13 protein-coding genes and 1 pseudogene are annotated in these 15,291 nt (G+C 71.3%); 6 read left to right on the forward strand and 8 right to left on the reverse strand.

From position 1 onward, the window contains the following. Positions 1–232 precede the first annotated feature (232 nt). The 3 genes from ITX44_RS01860 to ITX44_RS01870 form a co-directional block, all read right to left on the reverse strand. A complete protein-coding gene (locus ITX44_RS01860; protein ID WP_205355151.1) occupies positions 233–985 on the reverse strand; it encodes an ABC transporter ATP-binding protein in 753 nt (250 codons plus the stop codon). Then, entirely contained in the window at positions 982–1,563 is a 582-nt protein-coding gene (locus tag ITX44_RS01865) for a PadR family transcriptional regulator (RefSeq protein WP_205355152.1), read from the reverse strand. The genes ITX44_RS01860 and ITX44_RS01865 overlap by 4 nt, the downstream gene beginning before the upstream one ends. A 121-nt stretch (positions 1,564–1,684) precedes the next feature. After that, entirely contained in the window at positions 1,685–3,334 is a 1,650-nt protein-coding gene (locus ITX44_RS01870; protein WP_236059697.1) for a purple acid phosphatase family protein, read from the reverse strand. A 353-nt stretch (positions 3,335–3,687) separates the two neighbouring features. Between ITX44_RS01870 and ITX44_RS01875 the strand changes: the two genes are divergently transcribed. Then, positions 3,688–5,739 (forward strand): phosphocholine-specific phospholipase C, encoded by a 2,052-nt coding sequence (locus ITX44_RS01875; protein WP_205355153.1) that lies wholly within the window; start codon positions 3,688–3,690, stop codon positions 5,737–5,739. Between the two features lie 129 nt (positions 5,740–5,868). Here the strand turns inward: ITX44_RS01875 and ITX44_RS01880 are convergent, their stop codons facing one another. After that, positions 5,869–6,246, reverse strand: coding sequence for a winged helix-turn-helix transcriptional regulator (locus ITX44_RS01880; protein WP_236059705.1), 378 nt, complete (start codon positions 6,244–6,246; stop codon positions 5,869–5,871). A gap of 68 nt (positions 6,247–6,314) precedes the next feature. Here ITX44_RS01880 and ITX44_RS01885 point away from each other — a divergent pair. Further along, positions 6,315–7,571, forward strand: a pseudogene (locus tag ITX44_RS01885) (MFS transporter); the annotation flags it as partial. A 145-nt stretch (positions 7,572–7,716) separates the two neighbouring features. On the opposite strand, the gene ITX44_RS01890 reads toward ITX44_RS01885, so the two are convergent. Then, positions 7,717–8,754, reverse strand: coding sequence for a LysR family transcriptional regulator (locus ITX44_RS01890; RefSeq protein ID WP_236059712.1), 1,038 nt, complete (start codon positions 8,752–8,754; stop codon positions 7,717–7,719). A gap of 96 nt (positions 8,755–8,850) precedes the next feature. On the opposite strand from ITX44_RS01890, the gene ITX44_RS01895 reads away from it, so the two are divergent. From ITX44_RS01895 to ITX44_RS01905, 3 genes are read left to right on the forward strand one after another with little or no spacing between them, the layout of a single operon-like run. Beyond that, a complete protein-coding gene (locus ITX44_RS01895; RefSeq protein WP_205355156.1) occupies positions 8,851–9,558 on the forward strand; it encodes a succinate dehydrogenase in 708 nt (235 codons plus the stop codon). Between the two features lie 4 nt (positions 9,559–9,562). Further along, the gene (locus tag ITX44_RS01900; RefSeq protein WP_205355157.1) at positions 9,563–11,512 is read left to right on the forward strand and encodes a fumarate reductase/succinate dehydrogenase flavoprotein subunit; all 1,950 of its coding nucleotides are present in this window, start codon (positions 9,563–9,565) and stop codon (positions 11,510–11,512) included. Beyond that, the gene (locus ITX44_RS01905; protein ID WP_205355158.1) at positions 11,509–12,258 is read left to right on the forward strand and encodes a succinate dehydrogenase/fumarate reductase iron-sulfur subunit; all 750 of its coding nucleotides are present in this window, start codon (positions 11,509–11,511) and stop codon (positions 12,256–12,258) included. The genes ITX44_RS01900 and ITX44_RS01905 overlap by 4 nt, the downstream gene beginning before the upstream one ends. Before the next feature lie 112 nt (positions 12,259–12,370). On the opposite strand, the gene ITX44_RS01910 is transcribed toward ITX44_RS01905, so the two are convergent. From ITX44_RS01910 to ITX44_RS01920, 3 genes are all read right to left on the reverse strand, one after another. Beyond that, positions 12,371–13,057: a TMEM175 family protein gene (locus ITX44_RS01910; RefSeq protein ID WP_205355159.1), complete on the reverse strand. Its 687-nt coding sequence runs from the start codon at positions 13,055–13,057 to the stop codon at positions 12,371–12,373. A 107-nt stretch (positions 13,058–13,164) separates the two neighbouring features. Continuing rightward, a complete protein-coding gene (locus ITX44_RS01915) occupies positions 13,165–13,464 on the reverse strand; it encodes an antibiotic biosynthesis monooxygenase (protein ID WP_205355160.1) in 300 nt (99 codons plus the stop codon). 378 nt (positions 13,465–13,842) lie between these two features. Then, positions 13,843–14,454: a TetR/AcrR family transcriptional regulator gene (locus ITX44_RS01920; RefSeq protein ID WP_205355161.1), complete on the reverse strand. Its 612-nt coding sequence runs from the start codon at positions 14,452–14,454 to the stop codon at positions 13,843–13,845. Between the two features lie 95 nt (positions 14,455–14,549). Between ITX44_RS01920 and ITX44_RS01925 the strand changes: the two genes are divergently transcribed. After that, complete coding sequence (locus tag ITX44_RS01925; protein ID WP_205355162.1) at positions 14,550–15,275, forward strand: SDR family oxidoreductase; 726 nt, start codon at positions 14,550–14,552, stop codon at positions 15,273–15,275. Positions 15,276–15,291: the final 16 nt, after the last annotated feature.

The raw sequence follows: 15,291 nt of genomic DNA on the forward strand, positions 1-15,291 counted from the left end.
TACGGTCACGGTGCCTCCGGCCTGTTGAGGTGCGTGCGGCCAGGGGCCGCCAGGCGTGTGGTGTCGTGGTCGCGGGCGGGGGCCGTGTGGTTGGTCGCGGGTGTGTGCTCTGTCTGTTGTACGGTCACGGTGTTTTGTCGGCCTCGGGCCGGTCGCGGTTCCTGGCCGGTTCCGAGGGTGTGCGCGATGTGGCGGTCGTGAGTCAGGGTCCGGACGGTCTCCTGTCGTACGGTCACGGTCCCTCCGGCTCGTCGAGGTCCGTGCCGCGCGGGGTCAGCAGGGATTCCGGGCCCGGCAGGGGGGCAGTCGTGTCCACGATCGCGCCGTCGCGGACGAAGACGACGCGGTCGGCCCAGGCGGCCAGTTGGGCGTCGTGGGTGACCAGGACGGCCGCCGCGCCGGAGCGGCAGGCGGCGCGGATCAGGCGCATCACTTCCTCGCCGGTGCGGGAGTCCAGGGCGCCGGTCGGTTCGTCGGCGAGCAGGAGGCGGCGGTCGCCGACCAGCGCGCGGGCCAGGGCGACCCGTTGCCGCTGGCCGCCGGAGAGTTCGTCGGGGAAGCTGTCGGCGCGGTCGGCGAGGCCGAGGTCCGCCAGCGCGAGCCCGGCCGCGCGGCGGGCCGCCCGGGACTTCACGCCGTCCAGTTCCAGCGGCATGGCGATGTTCTCCACCGCGGTCAGCCCGGCCAGCAGGTTGAAGTCCTGGAAGACGTAGCCGATGTGACGGCGGCGCAGCCGCGCCCGCTCGTTGCGGCCGAGCCCGGACAGCGCGGTGCCCTCGATGAACACCTCGCCGGTGCTGGGCTCCTCCAGGCTGCCCGCGATCGACAGCAGCGTGGACTTGCCGGAGCCGCTGGGACCCATCACGGCCACCAACTCGCCGGCGGTCACGGTGAGGTCCACGTCCACCAGCGCGCGCACGGCGGCGGCGCCCTCGCCGTACGTCCTGGACACCCCCCGCAGTTCCAGGGGCGGCGGCGCGGTCATCGCGCCGCTCCGTGGCGGTGCGGCTGCTCCTGCCGGCCGGGTGCGGGGGAGGACGGCTCGGGGGAGTGGTCGCGCAGCCGGGACTGGGCCGCGTCCAGCCAGCGCACCACCGACTCCAGCCGGTAGAGCTGCGCGTCGGCGATCAGCAGCAGCGCCAGGTCGTCGGCCGCGTCCTCCTTGAGCCGGGTGTACTGCCGCATCTGCCCGATGGTGTGGGTGCGGTGCGCCTGGAGCATCGCGGGCAGGTCCACGCCCGGCAGCCGCAGCGCGACCAGCACCTTGATCAGCAGTTCGTCGCGCGGCGGGGCGTCGCCCTGCGGCGGGGTGCGCAGCCAGGCGCTCAGCTCCGCGTCGCCCGCCTCGGTGATCCGGTACGTGCGCTGCGGACCGGGCTGCGCCGGCTCGTCCGGATCGGCCTCCACCAGGCCGTCCCGCTCCAGCCGCTGCATCGTCGAGTACACCTGCCCGACGTTGAGCGGCCAGACCTCCCCGGTCCTGGCCTCGAACTCCTGCCGCAACTGGAGCCCGTACTTGGGTCCTTCGCTGAGCAGGGCCAGCAAGGCGTGACGCACGCTCACCCGCACCCCTCCCTCGGTCGCCGCTATACCCAGTACAATACTCGGTATACACACGACCGAAAAGCGGGCGGCGGAAGCCTGGACAAAAGGTCCCCGCCGCCCGCCCTGAGAGTGTCCCGCGTCAGTGGCGCGCGTCGGACCGCGTGCGGTGCAGCGTGAAGCTCTCGAACACCGACAGCTCGCCCTTCGGCATGTTGACGTTGTAGTACGTCACGTGCAGCCGGGTCACGTCACCGGGGAAGCGGCCCGGGTCCACGGTGAAGGCGGCGAAGCCGTACGGGTGCTCGGTGTCGCGCACGCCGGTCCAGACCGCCTCCTCCTTCACGTAGGTGGAGGTGCGCTTGCCGTTGGAGCCCGCGGTGGCGGACACCGCGGTAATGACCTTGGCCGTGCCGTCCTTGAAGAAGGACTGGTTGGTGGTGCCGGAGACACCGCCGCCGCCGAGCACCATGTGCACCGTGCCGAGGCCGGTGTCGATGTCGTCGGTGCGCGTGGAGGCCGGGTTGGGGGTCAGCGTCTCGCTGCCGGAGACCACGCCGCGCACCGCGAGCGACCGCTCGTAGTTGTGCTCGTGGCCGCAGACCACCAGGTCCACGCCGTAACGGTCGAACAGCGGGCCGTACTTGGCGCGCAGCCCCAGGTCCGCGCCGTTGGCGTCGGAGGAGGAGATCATCACCTGGTGCATGGCGACGACGACCCAGTCGACGTTCTTGTCCGAGCGGGCCGCCTTGAGCTCGCGCTCCAGGAAGGCGAGCTGGCGGCCGCCGGAGTAGCCGCTGATGTAGACGTCGCCGCCGTCCTGCAGGGCGTTGTCGTCGTTCTGCAGCACGATCACCCGCACCGAGCCCGCGGTGAAGGCGTACCACAGGTTCGACAGCTCCGGGTCCGTCTCGTCGGAGGGCAGCTGGAAGTACGTCTGGTACGCGCCAAGGCCGATCGCGCCGTTGCCGCTCTCGATCTCGTGGTTGCCGGCGGCCGGCATCCACGGCCGGAACCGGGCCGAACGGGTGTTGTTGTGGAAGAAGTTGTTCCAGGTGCGCACCCGGTCCACGTCCAGGTTGGCGTAGCACAGGTCACCGTTGAGCAGGTGGAACAGCGGCGCGACCTGCTCGATGCCGGTGACGATGTCCTTGCTCGCCGGGGTGACGTTGGCGTCCAGGCCGACGCCGCCGGTGGCGGTCCAGGTGACCTCGGGGGTGGCCTGGTCGCCGAAGCTGGTGAAGGTGAACGGCATCCGGCCGCGCGGGGCGGTGGTGAAGGAGCCGCTGTCCGGCGTGGCGCCGTCGTGCGAGACCACGTAGAAGTACGTGGTGTTCGGGGACAGCCGGTTGATCGCCGCGTGGTGCACGTACACGGTGCGGCCGGACTTGCCGTCGCTGTAGCTGCGGGTGACGGCCGAGGCGCCCGAGCCGAGACCGTGCTCCAGCGTGCCGTACAGCACCCGCGGCCGCTTCACCGGAGCGTCGGTGATCCAGGACACCACCATCTGGCTGCTCGGGTCCTGGCCGAAGGTCAGGTGCAGGCCCTGCACCGGCGTGGCGCCGGAGGCGTCGGGCGTCGGGTGGAAGGCGGGGGCACCGGCCGGCGCCGCGGCCGCAGCGGTGCCCGCGGTCAGCAGCGGGGCCGCGACCGCGCCCACCCCGGCGGTGCCGAGCAGGCCCACCGCCGTGCGCCGGCTCAGGCCGTCGCCGGCCGGCCGGCTGCCCGACGGCTGGTCCGCGGCCGGCGCCGCGGCGGACTCGGGCTCCGGCGTGTCCATCTGTGCGACCATCGTTGCTCCTTGGTGCAGGGGCGGTGAAGTGACACGTGCAGGGTCGTCAAGCCGCGGTGAAGACTCCCGCCTCTCGGCGACGCCCAGTTGAACGGGGGCTGTCCGGTTGCCGTCGGTACGCGATGTGACCGGAAGACGGCACAACCGGTCAAGTGCCGCTCACCCACCCTCTTGTGCCCCATCCGTAACGTCCTTCGCGACGCGCCGTGAGCGGTCGGGCTGTTCCAGATGCGTACGTTCCGCTTTCACCTGCCCGACACCGTCGCGTCGCCCGTTGTCGCTGCTCTTGGGATCATCCTCGTCACACCGCAGCCGCACCTCCCGAACCCCACTCGTAAAGGTCCAGGTCAGTCATGTCCGAGCTCAACCGGAGGCGCTTCCTCCAAATCGCCGGCGCCACCGCGGGCTTCACCGCCCTGTCGAGCAGCATCACGCGCGCCGCAGCGATCCCGGCCAGCCGCCGTACCGGCACGATGCGCGACATCGAGCACATCGTGGTCCTGATGCAGGAGAACCGGTCCTTCGACCACTACTTCGGGTCCCTGCGCGGAGTGCGCGGCTTCGGCGACCCGCGTCCGGTGCAGCTCCCCTCCGGCAAGTCGGTGTGGCACCAGAGCGACGGCACCAAGGACGTGCTGCCGTACCACCCGCAGGTCGACGACCTGGGCCTGCAGTTCATCGAGGGCCTCAACCACGAGTGGACCGGCAGCCACAAGGCGGTCAACGACGGCAAGTACGACCAGTGGATCCCCGCCAAGGGCACCGGCACCATGGCGTACCTGACCCGGAACGACATCCCGTTCCACTACGCCCTGGCCGACGCGTTCACCATCTGCGACGCCTACCACTGCTCGTTCATCGGCGGCACCGACCCCAACCGGTACTACATGTGGACCGGTTACACGGGCAACGACGGCAAGGGCAGCGGCCCGGTGCTGGACAACAGCGAGGCCGGCTACGACTGGACCACCTACCCCGAGCGCCTGGAGCAGGCCGGGATCTCCTGGAAGATCTACCAGGACATCGGCGACGGCCTGGACGGCCCGCACTCCTGGGGCTGGATCGACGACGCCTACCGCGGCAACTACGGCGACAACTCGCTGCTGTACTTCCACAACTACCAGAACGCCAAGCCCGGCGACGCCCTCTACGAGAAGGCCCGCACCGGCACCGACGCGGCGGCCGGCGACGGCTTCTTCGACGTGCTGCGCGCCGACGTCCAGGCCGGCAAGCTGCCGCAGATCTCCTGGATCGCCGCCCCCGAGGCGTTCTCCGAGCACCCCAACTGGCCGGCGAACTACGGTGCCTGGTACGTCTCCCAGGTGCTGGACGCGCTCACCTCCAACCCCGAGGTGTGGAGCAAGACCGCGCTGTTCATCACCTACGACGAGAACGACGGCTACTTCGACCACGTCGTCCCGCCGTTCGCCCCGCCGGCCGCCGGCCGCGGCGCCTCCACGGTCAGCACCGAGGACGAGACCTTCGCCGGCAACAGCACCTACAAGGCCGGCCCCTACGGCCTGGGCCAGCGGGTGCCGATGATCGTGGTCTCGCCGTGGAGCACCGGCGGCTGGGTCAACTCCGAGGTGTTCGACCACACCTCGATCATCCGGTTCATGGAGCGCCGGTTCGGCGTGCACGAGCCCAACATCTCGCCCTGGCGCCGCGCCGTGTGCGGCGACCTGACCTCGGCCTTCGACTTCGGCCTGACCCGTACCGCGCCGCCGCGGCTGCCCGGCACCGACGGCTACCGGCCGACCGACAACAAGCGGCACGACTCCTACGTGCCGGTCCCGCCGGCCAACCCGGTGCTGCCCAAGCAGGAGAGCGGCCTGCGCCCGGCCCGCCCGCTGCCGTACGCGCCGCTGGTGGACGCCGCGGTCAGCGCCTCGGCCGGCAGCATCGCCCTCACCTTCGGCGGCGGCACCGGCGCCGGTGCCTGCTTCCACGTGACCTCCGGCAACCGCACCGACGGCCCCTGGACGTTCACCACCGAGGCCGGCAAGAAGATCTCCGGCAGCTTCGAGACCGCCGGCACCGGCGGCACGTACGACTTCACCGCCCACGGCCCCAACGGCTTCCTGCGCGCCTTCAAGGGCACCGCCGCCTCCGCCGGCGCCGAGGTGACGGCCCGTCACGACGCGGGCACCGGACGGCTGGAGCTGACCCTGGCCAACACCGGGCGCACCGATGTGCGGCTGACCGTCACCAACGCCTACACCGGTCACCACGACACCTACACGGTCAAGGCCGGCCGCCGCGAGACCCACTGGGTGGAAGCGGGCAGCAGTCACCGCTGGTACGACCTGACGGTGGTCTCCGACCACGACGCGGCGTTCCTGCGCCGGCTGGCCGGCCACGTGGAGAACGGCCGCCCGGGCGTCAGCGACCCGGCGACCGCCTGACCATCGGCTTAGGCACCCCGCGCAACCGGGGGCGGCACCGCGAAACCGATCGCGGTGCCGCCCCCGTACGCATTCCCGCCCGGACGCCCGTGCTCCCGGCCCGGCCGTCCCGGGCTCGCCCCGCGCCGGTCAGTCCCGGTCGTCGAACTCCTTGCGGGCGGCCGCCACGCCCGCCATGTTGTCCTGCACCCAGCTCGCCATCGAGGCGAACAGCGGCCCCAGCGTCCGGCCCAGTTCGCTGATCTCGTACTCCACCCGCGGCGGGACCTCCGGGTGGTACGTGCGCACCACCAGGCCGTCGCGTTCGAGCTGCCGCAGCCGCTGGGTGAGCACCTTCGGGGTGATCGGGCCGAGCAGGCGCTGCAACTCCACGAACCGCTGCCGGCCGAACTGGTTCAGCGTCCACAGGATCGGGGTGGTCCAGCGGCTGAACGCGACGTCGAGCAGCGGCGCGACCGCGCACTCCACGGGTACGGCAGTCGGGCCGGGCGGGACGGTGGCAGCCATGGGCATCTCCTGACCGGTAGTCACTATCCTTTAGGTACCTACTATATTCACGCTGTTAGCGTCGCCGTATGACAGCCGTCGCATCCACCGGGCGCGGCAGCGCCCGACGTTCCCCGGCCGCGGTCAGGCCCGGCCTGATCCTCGCCTTCCTGTGCGTCGTCCAGTCGACGGTCTACCTCGACGTGACGATCGTGAACGTGGCCCTGCCGTCCATCCAGCACTCCCTGCACATGCGGGCAGGCGACCTGCAGTTCGTCGTCACCGCCTACGGCACCGTCCTCGGCGGCTTCCTGCTGCTCGGCGGCCGGCTCGCCGACACCCTCGGGCGGCGCAGACTGCTGCGCGCCGGCCTGCTGCTGTTCGGCGCCGCGTCCCTGACCGCCGGCCTCACGCACACCGCGGGGCTGCTGATCGCCGCCCGCGGCGTCCAGGGCCTGGGCGCGGCCCTGACCGCCCCCGCCGCACTGTCCACCCTCACCAGCACCTTCACCACCGAGCCGGCCCGCACCAAGGCGCTGGGCGTCTGGGGCGCGCTGGCCGGCGTCGCCTCGGTCCTCGGCGTGCTGTTCGGCGGGCTGCTCACCCAAGGGCCCGGCTGGCGCTGGGTGTTCTTCATCAACGTGCCGATCGCCGCCTTCGCCGTCCTCGCCGCGCCCTTCGTGCTCCCGGAGCACCTGGACGAGCGGCGCCGCCGCGGCACCTTCGACACCACCGGCGCGGTCACGCTCACCGCGGGCCTGCTCCTGCTCATCTACTCTCTCGACGAGACGGTCACCGCCGGCTGGCAGAACGCCCGTACCGTGGCGGGCCTGGCCGGGGCGGTCGTGCTCCTCGTGCTGTTCACCGTCACCGAAGCGCGTACCCGCGAGCCGCTGCTGCCCCTGCGGATCTTCCGGCGGCCGACCCTGCGCACCGCCAACGTCACCACGGTGCTCGCCTTCGGCGCCCTGGTCACGCTGTTCTTCTTCGCCAGCCTGTTCATGCAGCAGGTGCTCGGCTACGACGCGCTGAAGACCGGGCTGGCCTACGTGCCACTGGCCCTCGCGGTCGCCGTCGGGGCCGGCACCGCCTCCGGCCTGATCACCAAGGTGCCCGGCAAGCCCGTACTGATCGCCGGCCTGGCGCTGGCCGCCGGCGGGTTGCTGCTGCTCGCCGGGCTGCCGCAGGACGCCGGGTACCCGGCCGAGGTGCTGCCCCCCTTCCTGCTGGTCGGGGTGGGGCTGGGGATGTCCTTCGTGCCGCTGCAGGTCGCGGCCGCTTTCGGGGTGCCGGCCGGTGAGAGCGGGCTGGCCGCCGGGCTGATCAACACCAGCCAGGAAGCGGGTGGCGCCCTCGGGGTGGCGGTGATCTCCACCGTCGCCTTCACCCGGGTCGACCACCGGATGGCGGGCGCGGCCGGAGATCCCGCCGAGGCCCTGCGGGCCGCTCAGGCATCGGGCTTCCACCAGGCCTTCTTCCTGGCCGCCTGCTTCACTCTCGCGGCCGCGGTCCTCGCGGTGGCGCTGCTGCCCGCGCTGCGGATGTCGCCCCCTCAGCCGGTGGACCCGAAGCCGGTGGACCCGCAGCCGGTGGACCCGCGGCCGACGGACCCGCGGCCGGCGGACGCAGGCCCTGCGCGGTGACCGCCCGCCGGGCCGCGCTCTGCAGCACATCCTGGAGCACCCGCGCGGCCCGGGGCGGCGCCACGTCGCTGCGGTGGGCCAGCGCCACCGTGCGCCGCAGGCCCGGCCGGGCCAGCGGGGTCACCCGCAGCCCGAGCGTGCTTCGGGCGGCGACGGTGGTGGGCACCACCCCGATCCCCAGCCCCGCCCGGACGAAGCCGAGGACCGCGTCCATCTCGCCGCCCTCGACGGTGAAGTACGGTTCGAACCCCGCCGCCCGGCATGCGGCCAGGGTGAGTTCCCGCAGGTCGTAGCCGTGCCGGAACATCACCATCGGCTGGCCTTCCAGGTCTGCCACCCGCAGTGGGGAGCGGGGCTCGGGCGATTCGGCGGAGGAGACCACCACCAGGTCCTCCTGGAACAGCTCCACCGTGGTCAGCGCGGGGGAGGGGCTGGGCAGCGGCAGCACCACCAGGGCCAGGTCCAGCGCCCCGCGGGCCAGCTCCCGTACCAGGTCGTGCGAGCCGCCCTCCTCGATCAGGAGCTGGATTCCCGGGTGCCGGTCGTGGAAGGCGCGCAGCACATCGGGGAGCAGGCCGGTGCACAGGCTCGGGGTCGCGCCGAGCCGGACCCGGCCGCGGCGCAGCTGGGCCAGCTCCTGCACCTCGTGCCGGGCGGTGTCGGCGTCGGCCAGGATCCGCCGGGCCAGCGGCAGCAGCGCCTCGCCGGCGTCGGTGAGCGCGATGTTGCCGCGGGCCCGGCTGAACAGCTCCGCGCCCAGCTCCTTCTCCAGCGCGCGGATCTGCTGGGACAGCGAGGGCTGCGAGACGTGCACCTCGTCCGCGGCCCTGGTGAAGTGCCTGGCGTCGGCCACCGCCACGAAATAGGCGAGCTGTTGGAGCTGCATGGACCCAGCTTAGGTCGCTTTCATAGGTACTGCCTATGGATATGAGCCGGAGCATGTCTTGGACCACTGGTCATGTCCACCCCTACCGTCTGTGCCATGGCACTGGCAACGCGGACGGACCGACGGCCGTCGACCGCGCGGACGCTGTGGGACTCCACCGTCGGCAAGAAGACGATCATGGCGGTGAGCGGCCTGTTCATGCTGCTCTACCTGCTTGTCCACATGTTCGGCAACCTCAAGATCTTCTTCGGCCCCGGCCAGTTCAACGGCTACGCACACTGGCTGCGCACCGTTGGTGAACCGTTTCTGCACTACGAGTGGGCGCTGTGGATCATCCGCGTGGTGCTGGTCGCCTCCGTGGTGGCGCACGGCGTGTGCGCGTACCAGCTCAGCCGCCGCGATCTGCGGGCCCGCCCGGTCGGCTACGCGCACCGCCCGGCCCGGTCCGGCTACGCCACCCGCACCATGCGCTGGGGCGGGGTGATCCTCGGCCTGTTCGTGGTGTGGCACCTGCTGGACCTGACCACCGGCACCGTGCACTCCGGCGGTTTCCAGCCCGGCCATCCGTACCAGAACGTCGTGGACACCTTCTCCACCTGGTACGGCGACGTGATCTACATCGTGGCCGTGCTCGCGCTCGGCATGCACGTGCGGCACGGCCTGTGGAGCGCCGCCCAGACCCTGGGCGCCGGCAGCGTCACCCGGGACCGGTTCCTGAAGATCACCGCCAATGCCCTCGCCCTGGTGCTGGCGGCCGGCTTCATCGCCGTGCCCGTCGGTGTCATGTCCGGAATCGTGAGCTGAACGCATGAGCGACTACACCGCATACGAGACGGGCGACCCGGTCGCCGACACCAAGGCGCCGGACGGTCCGATCGCCGAACGCTGGGACGCCCGGCGCTTCTCCGCCAAGCTGGTCAACCCCGCCAACCGCCGCAAGCACACGGTGATCGTGGTCGGCACCGGCCTGGCCGGCGGCTCGGCCGGCGCGACCCTGGCCGAACAGGGCTACCACGTCATCCAGTTCTGCTACCAGGACTCCCCGCGCCGGGCCCACTCCATCGCCGCGCAGGGCGGCATCAACGCCGCCAAGAACTACCGCAACGACGGCGACTCCATCCAGCGGCTGTTCTACGACACCGTCAAGGGCGGCGACTTCCGGGCCCGCGAGTCCAACGTCCACCGCCTGGCGCAGATCTCGGTGGAGATCATCGACCAGTGCGTCGCCCAGGGCGTCCCCTTCGCCCGCGAGTACGGCGGGCTGCTCGACACCCGCTCCTTCGGCGGCGTCCAGGTCTCCCGTACCTTCTACGCCCGCGGCCAGACCGGGCAGCAACTCCTGCTCGGCGCCTACCAGGCGCTGTCCCGGCAGATCGCGGCCGGAAACGTGGAACTGCACGCCCGCACCGAGATGCTGGACCTGATCGTGGCCGACGGCCGGGCCCGCGGCATCGTGGCCCGCGACCTGATCACCGGCGAGATCAGCACGTACACCGCCGACGCGGTGGTGCTGGCCTCCGGCGGCTACGGCAACGTCTTCTACCTGTCCACCAACGCGATGAACTCCAACGCGACCGCGATCTGGCGGGCCCACCGGCGCGGCGCGTACTTCGCCAACCCCTGCTTCACCCAGATCCACCCCACCTGCATCCCGCGCACCGGCGACCACCAGTCCAAGCTCACCCTGATGAGCGAGTCGCTGCGCAACGACGGCCGTATCTGGGTGCCCGAAGCCAAGGGCGACACCCGCCCGCCGGCCGAGATCCCCGAAGCCGAGCGGGACTACTACCTGGAGCGGATCTACCCCTCCTTCGGCAACCTGGTGCCGCGCGACATCGCCTCGCGCGCCGCCAAGAACGTCTGCGACGAGGGCCGCGGCGTCGGCCCCGGCGGCCAGGGCGTCTACCTGGACTTCGCCGACGCCATCGCGCGGATGGGCCGCAAGGCGGTGGAGGAGAAGTACGGGAACCTGTTCGAGATGTACGAGCGGATCACCGCGGAGAATCCGTACGAGACGCCGATGCGGATCTACCCGGCCGTGCACTACACCATGGGCGGCCTGTGGGTGGACTACGACCTCCAGACCACCCTGCCCGGCCTGTTCGCCATCGGCGAGGCCAACTTCTCCGACCACGGCGCCAACCGGCTGGGCGCCTCGGCCCTGATGCAGGGCCTGGCCGACGGCTACTTCGTGCTGCCGGCCACCATCAACGACTACCTGGCCCGGCACCCCGGCGCCGAGCCGGTGGCCGCCGACCACCCCGCGGTGACCGAGGCGGTGCACGCCACCCGGGAGCGGCTGCACCGGTTGGTGAGCGTCAACGGCGACCGCACCGCCGACTCCTTCCACCGCGAGATCGGCGAGCTGATGTGGGAGCTGTGCGGCATGGCCAGGACCGAGGCGGGGCTGCGCAAGGCGCTGGAGCGCATCCCGCAGATCCGGGAGGAGTTCTGGCGGCGGATCAAGGTGCCCGGCACCGAGGCCGAGTTCAACCAGTCGCTGGAGCGGGCCAACCGGGTGGTGGACTACCTGGAACTGGCCGAGCTGATGTGCCTGGACGCCCTGCACCGCGCCGAGTCCTGCGGCGGCCACTTCCGGGAGGAGTCCCAGACTCCCGACGGCGAGGCCGCACGCAAGGACGGGGAGTTCTCCTACGCCGCCGCCTGGGAGTTCACCGGCACCGGCCGGGCCCCCGTCCTGCACAAGGAAGACCTGGTCTTCGATTACGTCCATCCCACCCAGCGGAGCTACGCATGAGGATCGTCCTGCGCGTCTGGCGCCAGAAGAACGCCGAGGCGCCCGGCGCGATGACCACGTACGAGGTGGACGGCGTGTCCCCGGACATGTCGTTCCTGGAGATGCTCGACACGCTCAACGAACGCCTCACCCTGGAGGGGGAGGAGCCCGTCGCCTTCGACCACGACTGCCGCGAGGGCATCTGCGGCGCGTGCAGCCTGGTCATCAACGGCGAGGCGCACGGCCCGGAACGCACCACCAGTTGCCAGCTCCACATGCGCTCCTTCCGGGACGGCGACGTCATCGACGTCGAGCCCTGGCGGGCCGCCGCCTTCCCCGTCGTGCGCGACCTGGTGGTGGACCGCTCGGCCTTCGACCGGATCATCCAGGCCGGCGGCTACATCAGCGTGCCGACCGGCGCCGCGCCCGAGGCGCACGCCACCCCGGTGCCCAAGGCCGCCGCGGACCTGGCCTTCGAGCACGCCGAGTGCATCGGCTGCGGCGCCTGCGTGGCCGCCTGCCCCAACGGCTCGGCGATGCTCTTCACGTCCGCCAAGGTCAACCACCTGGGCGTACTGCCCCAGGGCGCCCCGGAACGCGAGACCCGGGTCCTCGACATGGTCGCCCAGATGGACGCCGAGGGCTTCGGCGGCTGCACCCTGACCGGGGCCTGCGCCACCGCCTGCCCCAAGAGCATCCCCCTGATGTCGATCACCGCCATGAACAAGGAATGGCTCCGCGCCACCCGCAAGGTCCCCCGCGGCTAGCGGGAGAAGGCGAGCAGAGGCGGGCAGTGCGGCGGGGCCGGAGGACCGCGCGGCGGGAGGATGAGCCAGCCAGCATGCGCGCGGCGAAGCGTCGGGTTTTTCGTGCTTCCCGTCAGTCGCCGGGGCGTTGCCAGCGGCCCGGCACCCCCTCGATGGAGACGAAGTAGAAGGGCGGCAACAGGATGAATCCGGCCAGCGCGATCAGCGGCGTGATGAAGTAGCCCAGCACGCCGGCGAGGGCGTAGATCACCACACCGCAGAAGGAGCGGACGACTCCGTCGCGGGTGAATTCCGGTTCCACATCACTGTGCAGGAGCTCGGAATGCCGGCCGAGATAGTGGAAGAGCAACGCCCAGCTCATGCACATCGCTGTGGCGATGCCCGCATAAAGGAGAACGGCGACCCGGGAGTCGGTGCCCGACACGTCTTCCCTGAGCGCGTCGGCGAGCACTCCGGTGGGAAAGGGGATGGCCGCGGTGGTGAACAACAGGGCCAGGTTGGTGGCCTGCAGGCCCCGGTCCATGCTGCGGATCCGGACGAAGGTCTGGTGGTGGTTGAGCCAGATCACCGCGACGTACCCGAACGAGGCCACGTAACCGATGTAGGCCGGCCACTGGCGTGCGAGGGCGTGCCCGAGGGCGCCGGAGCGGTGCGGCGGGGTGGCCAGGCCGAGCACCAGGATGGTGACGGCGATCGCGAAGACCCCGTCGCTGAAAGCCTCCGCGCGGGAGGTGTCCGACCGGGTGAAGCGTGCCGCGGCACGGCGGGAAGGGCCGGGCGGCCTGGACCCGTCGGTCACCGAGCGGTCCCGGTGAGGTCGGCCGCGGGCCGCGGTTGGGGCAGCTCACCCACCTGGAGGACGTCGGCGGCCGGGCCGCGGTGGTCGTACCACGCAGCGCGCATCGCTCACGCCTCGCTGATCTCGGGTTCGGTCCCTTCCTCGGCGCTGACCAGCTCGGCGATCGCCGCGAAGAAGGCGGCGATGCCGGGACGGTTGGCGCCCTTCGCCCGGGAGGCGGCGAAGTCCTCCGCCGTCCGCCAGGTCACGATGTCGAGCCACTGGTCGTCCGGGAGCCGGACCAGGCGCGCGTCGAGGAAGCCGGTGCGGTCGGCACGAAAGTCGGCGAGCATGGCGGGCCGGGCCCGCAGCAGTTCAGCCACGCGCCCGGGTTCCACGCGGAATCGAGTGAGCTCGATGGTGGGCACGACGTCCTCCAATGGGGTCACTCAGGAACACGGGCACGTATTCGCCATGGCCGAACGTTTCAGCGCGGCCCGATTCTCCTGCGGCGTTCCGCTGCTCTGTCGGCTCGACCGCTTCGCCGGCTCCATTCTAGACACGACGTGTCACCGCGCCGGTGGAGCCGGCGCGGTGCGGACGGAGCCTACGACCGAGCCGACCTGCGAAATTCGGTTTCGAGCAAAGCGTATCGGCGTACGCATGGCGCGCAGGGGCATCGAGTCCCGCCGGCGATCAGGCCCCCTCGAAGCAGTTGTCGACCTCGACGAACAGCGGCTGCGGCGCCCTGATCACCGGTGCAGTTGACGAAGTCCCGGTCAGGCAACGGCAGTTCGACGTCGAGCTCATTCGCGTGCGGTCTTCGCTTCATGGTGGGGCAGCGCGGCGAAGTCCACCGCGCCCAGGCCGGCGGCGAGGTCGGCGGCCGCCTCCCGGATACGGGCCGCCAGGTCGGCGTCCTCGGGCTGGTCGGTCCAGCGCTGGAACGCGGTGCGGAAGACGGCGACACCGACTTCCGCGAGAAGCGCCGCCTGCGATGCGGCGGTGCCTCGCTCCCGCAACGCGTTCGCCACCGCGTCGGTCGCGGCGGCAAGTTTGGTCCGCCCTCGTTCCTGCAGCTCCGGGCTGGCCTGTACGACCGCGCGCCGTTTCGCGGCGAGCGGGGCCTGGTCGGCCAGCGGACCGGCGGCATCCACGAGAGCGGTCAGGACGGCCTCGAAGGGCGAGAGGGTGTCGTCGGCGTGGCGGACGGAGTGGGCGAGGGCGAGGGGAAGTTGTTCGGATCCGGCAAACAGTACGTCCCGCTTGTCCGTGAAATAGCGGGAGAACGAGCGCCGGGTCAACCCGGCCCGGTCGGTGATCTCCGCGACGGTGACGTTCTCGTACCCACGATCGAGGAACAGCTCCACCGCTGCCTCGCGGAGCCGGTCTTCGGCGTTCGGGTCCCATCGCGGCATGTCCGTCACGATAGCACCCATGACTCAGTGCGTCATCATCAGTGCTACGCTGACGACTCAATGAGTCATCACCTTCGAGGCACAGGAGTAGCACCATGGCTCTTTCAGGTCAGCGCATCGTCATCATCGGCGGCAGCTCAGGGATGGGACTGGCCTCGGCCCGCGCCGTGTCGGCAGCCGGGGCGGCAGTCACGATCGCGTCGAGCGACCAGGCGCGTCTGAAGGCAGCGCTCGCGGGGTTGCCTGACAGCTGCGACGGGGCGGTGGTCAACACCCGCAACGAGGCTGACGTCGCTGCCCTGTTCGACCGCGTCGGCGAACTCGACCACGTGGTCTACACAGCCGGTGACACGGTGCGTCCGCAGCCGCTGGCAGACCTCCCCCTCGACACCGCCCGGGATCTGTTCGAGGTCCGCTTCTGGGGAGCGGTAGCCGCGGTCAAGCACGCGGCGCGGCGCGTCCGGCCAGGAGGCTCGATCGTGCTGACGTCAGGAACGGTCGCTGTTCGCCCCGCGCCTGGTACAGCGCTCGCGGCCGCCGGCGCCGCCGCCGTAGAGGGATTGACGCGAGGGCTGGCCGCCGAACTCGCCCCCGTCCGCGTCAATGCGGTCCGGCCGGGAGCAATTCGCACGCCGCTGTGGGACCCGGTACCGGAGCCCCGGCGTGCCGAGCTGTTCGCGACTCTAGCCGATCGGACACTCACCAAGTCGATCGGCGAAGCGGACCAGATCGCCGCGGCGCACCTCTACCTGATGGAGAACCGCTTCGTCACCGGAACCGTACTCACCGTTGACGGAGGCTCCATCCTCGCCGGGGGTTAGGGTCTGTGTGATGTTG

Origin of the sequence: Actinacidiphila acididurans (genome assembly GCF_016918855.1) — a bacterium.
GTDB classification, from domain to species: Bacteria; Actinomycetota; Actinomycetes; order Streptomycetales; family Streptomycetaceae; genus Actinacidiphila; species Actinacidiphila acididurans.

Coding starts and splice junctions, on each gene's coding strand:
- ITX44_RS01860 (WP_205355151.1), bottom strand. CDS start 985: ATGACCGCGCCGCCGCCCCTGGAACTGCGGGGGGTGTCCAGGACGTAC.
- ITX44_RS01870 (WP_236059697.1), bottom strand. CDS start 3,334: ATGGTCGCACAGATGGACACGCCGGAGCCCGAGTCCGCCGCGGCGCCG.
- ITX44_RS01875 (WP_205355153.1), top strand. CDS start 3,688: ATGTCCGAGCTCAACCGGAGGCGCTTCCTCCAAATCGCCGGCGCCACC.
- ITX44_RS01880 (WP_236059705.1), bottom strand. CDS start 6,246: ATGGCTGCCACCGTCCCGCCCGGCCCGACTGCCGTACCCGTGGAGTGC.
- ITX44_RS01890 (WP_236059712.1), bottom strand. CDS start 8,754: ATGCAGCTCCAACAGCTCGCCTATTTCGTGGCGGTGGCCGACGCCAGG.
- ITX44_RS01895 (WP_205355156.1), top strand. CDS start 8,851: ATGGCACTGGCAACGCGGACGGACCGACGGCCGTCGACCGCGCGGACG.
- ITX44_RS01900 (WP_205355157.1), top strand. CDS start 9,563: ATGAGCGACTACACCGCATACGAGACGGGCGACCCGGTCGCCGACACC.
- ITX44_RS01905 (WP_205355158.1), top strand. CDS start 11,509: ATGAGGATCGTCCTGCGCGTCTGGCGCCAGAAGAACGCCGAGGCGCCC.
- ITX44_RS01920 (WP_205355161.1), bottom strand. CDS start 14,454: ATGCCGCGATGGGACCCGAACGCCGAAGACCGGCTCCGCGAGGCAGCG.
- ITX44_RS01925 (WP_205355162.1), top strand. CDS start 14,550: ATGGCTCTTTCAGGTCAGCGCATCGTCATCATCGGCGGCAGCTCAGGG.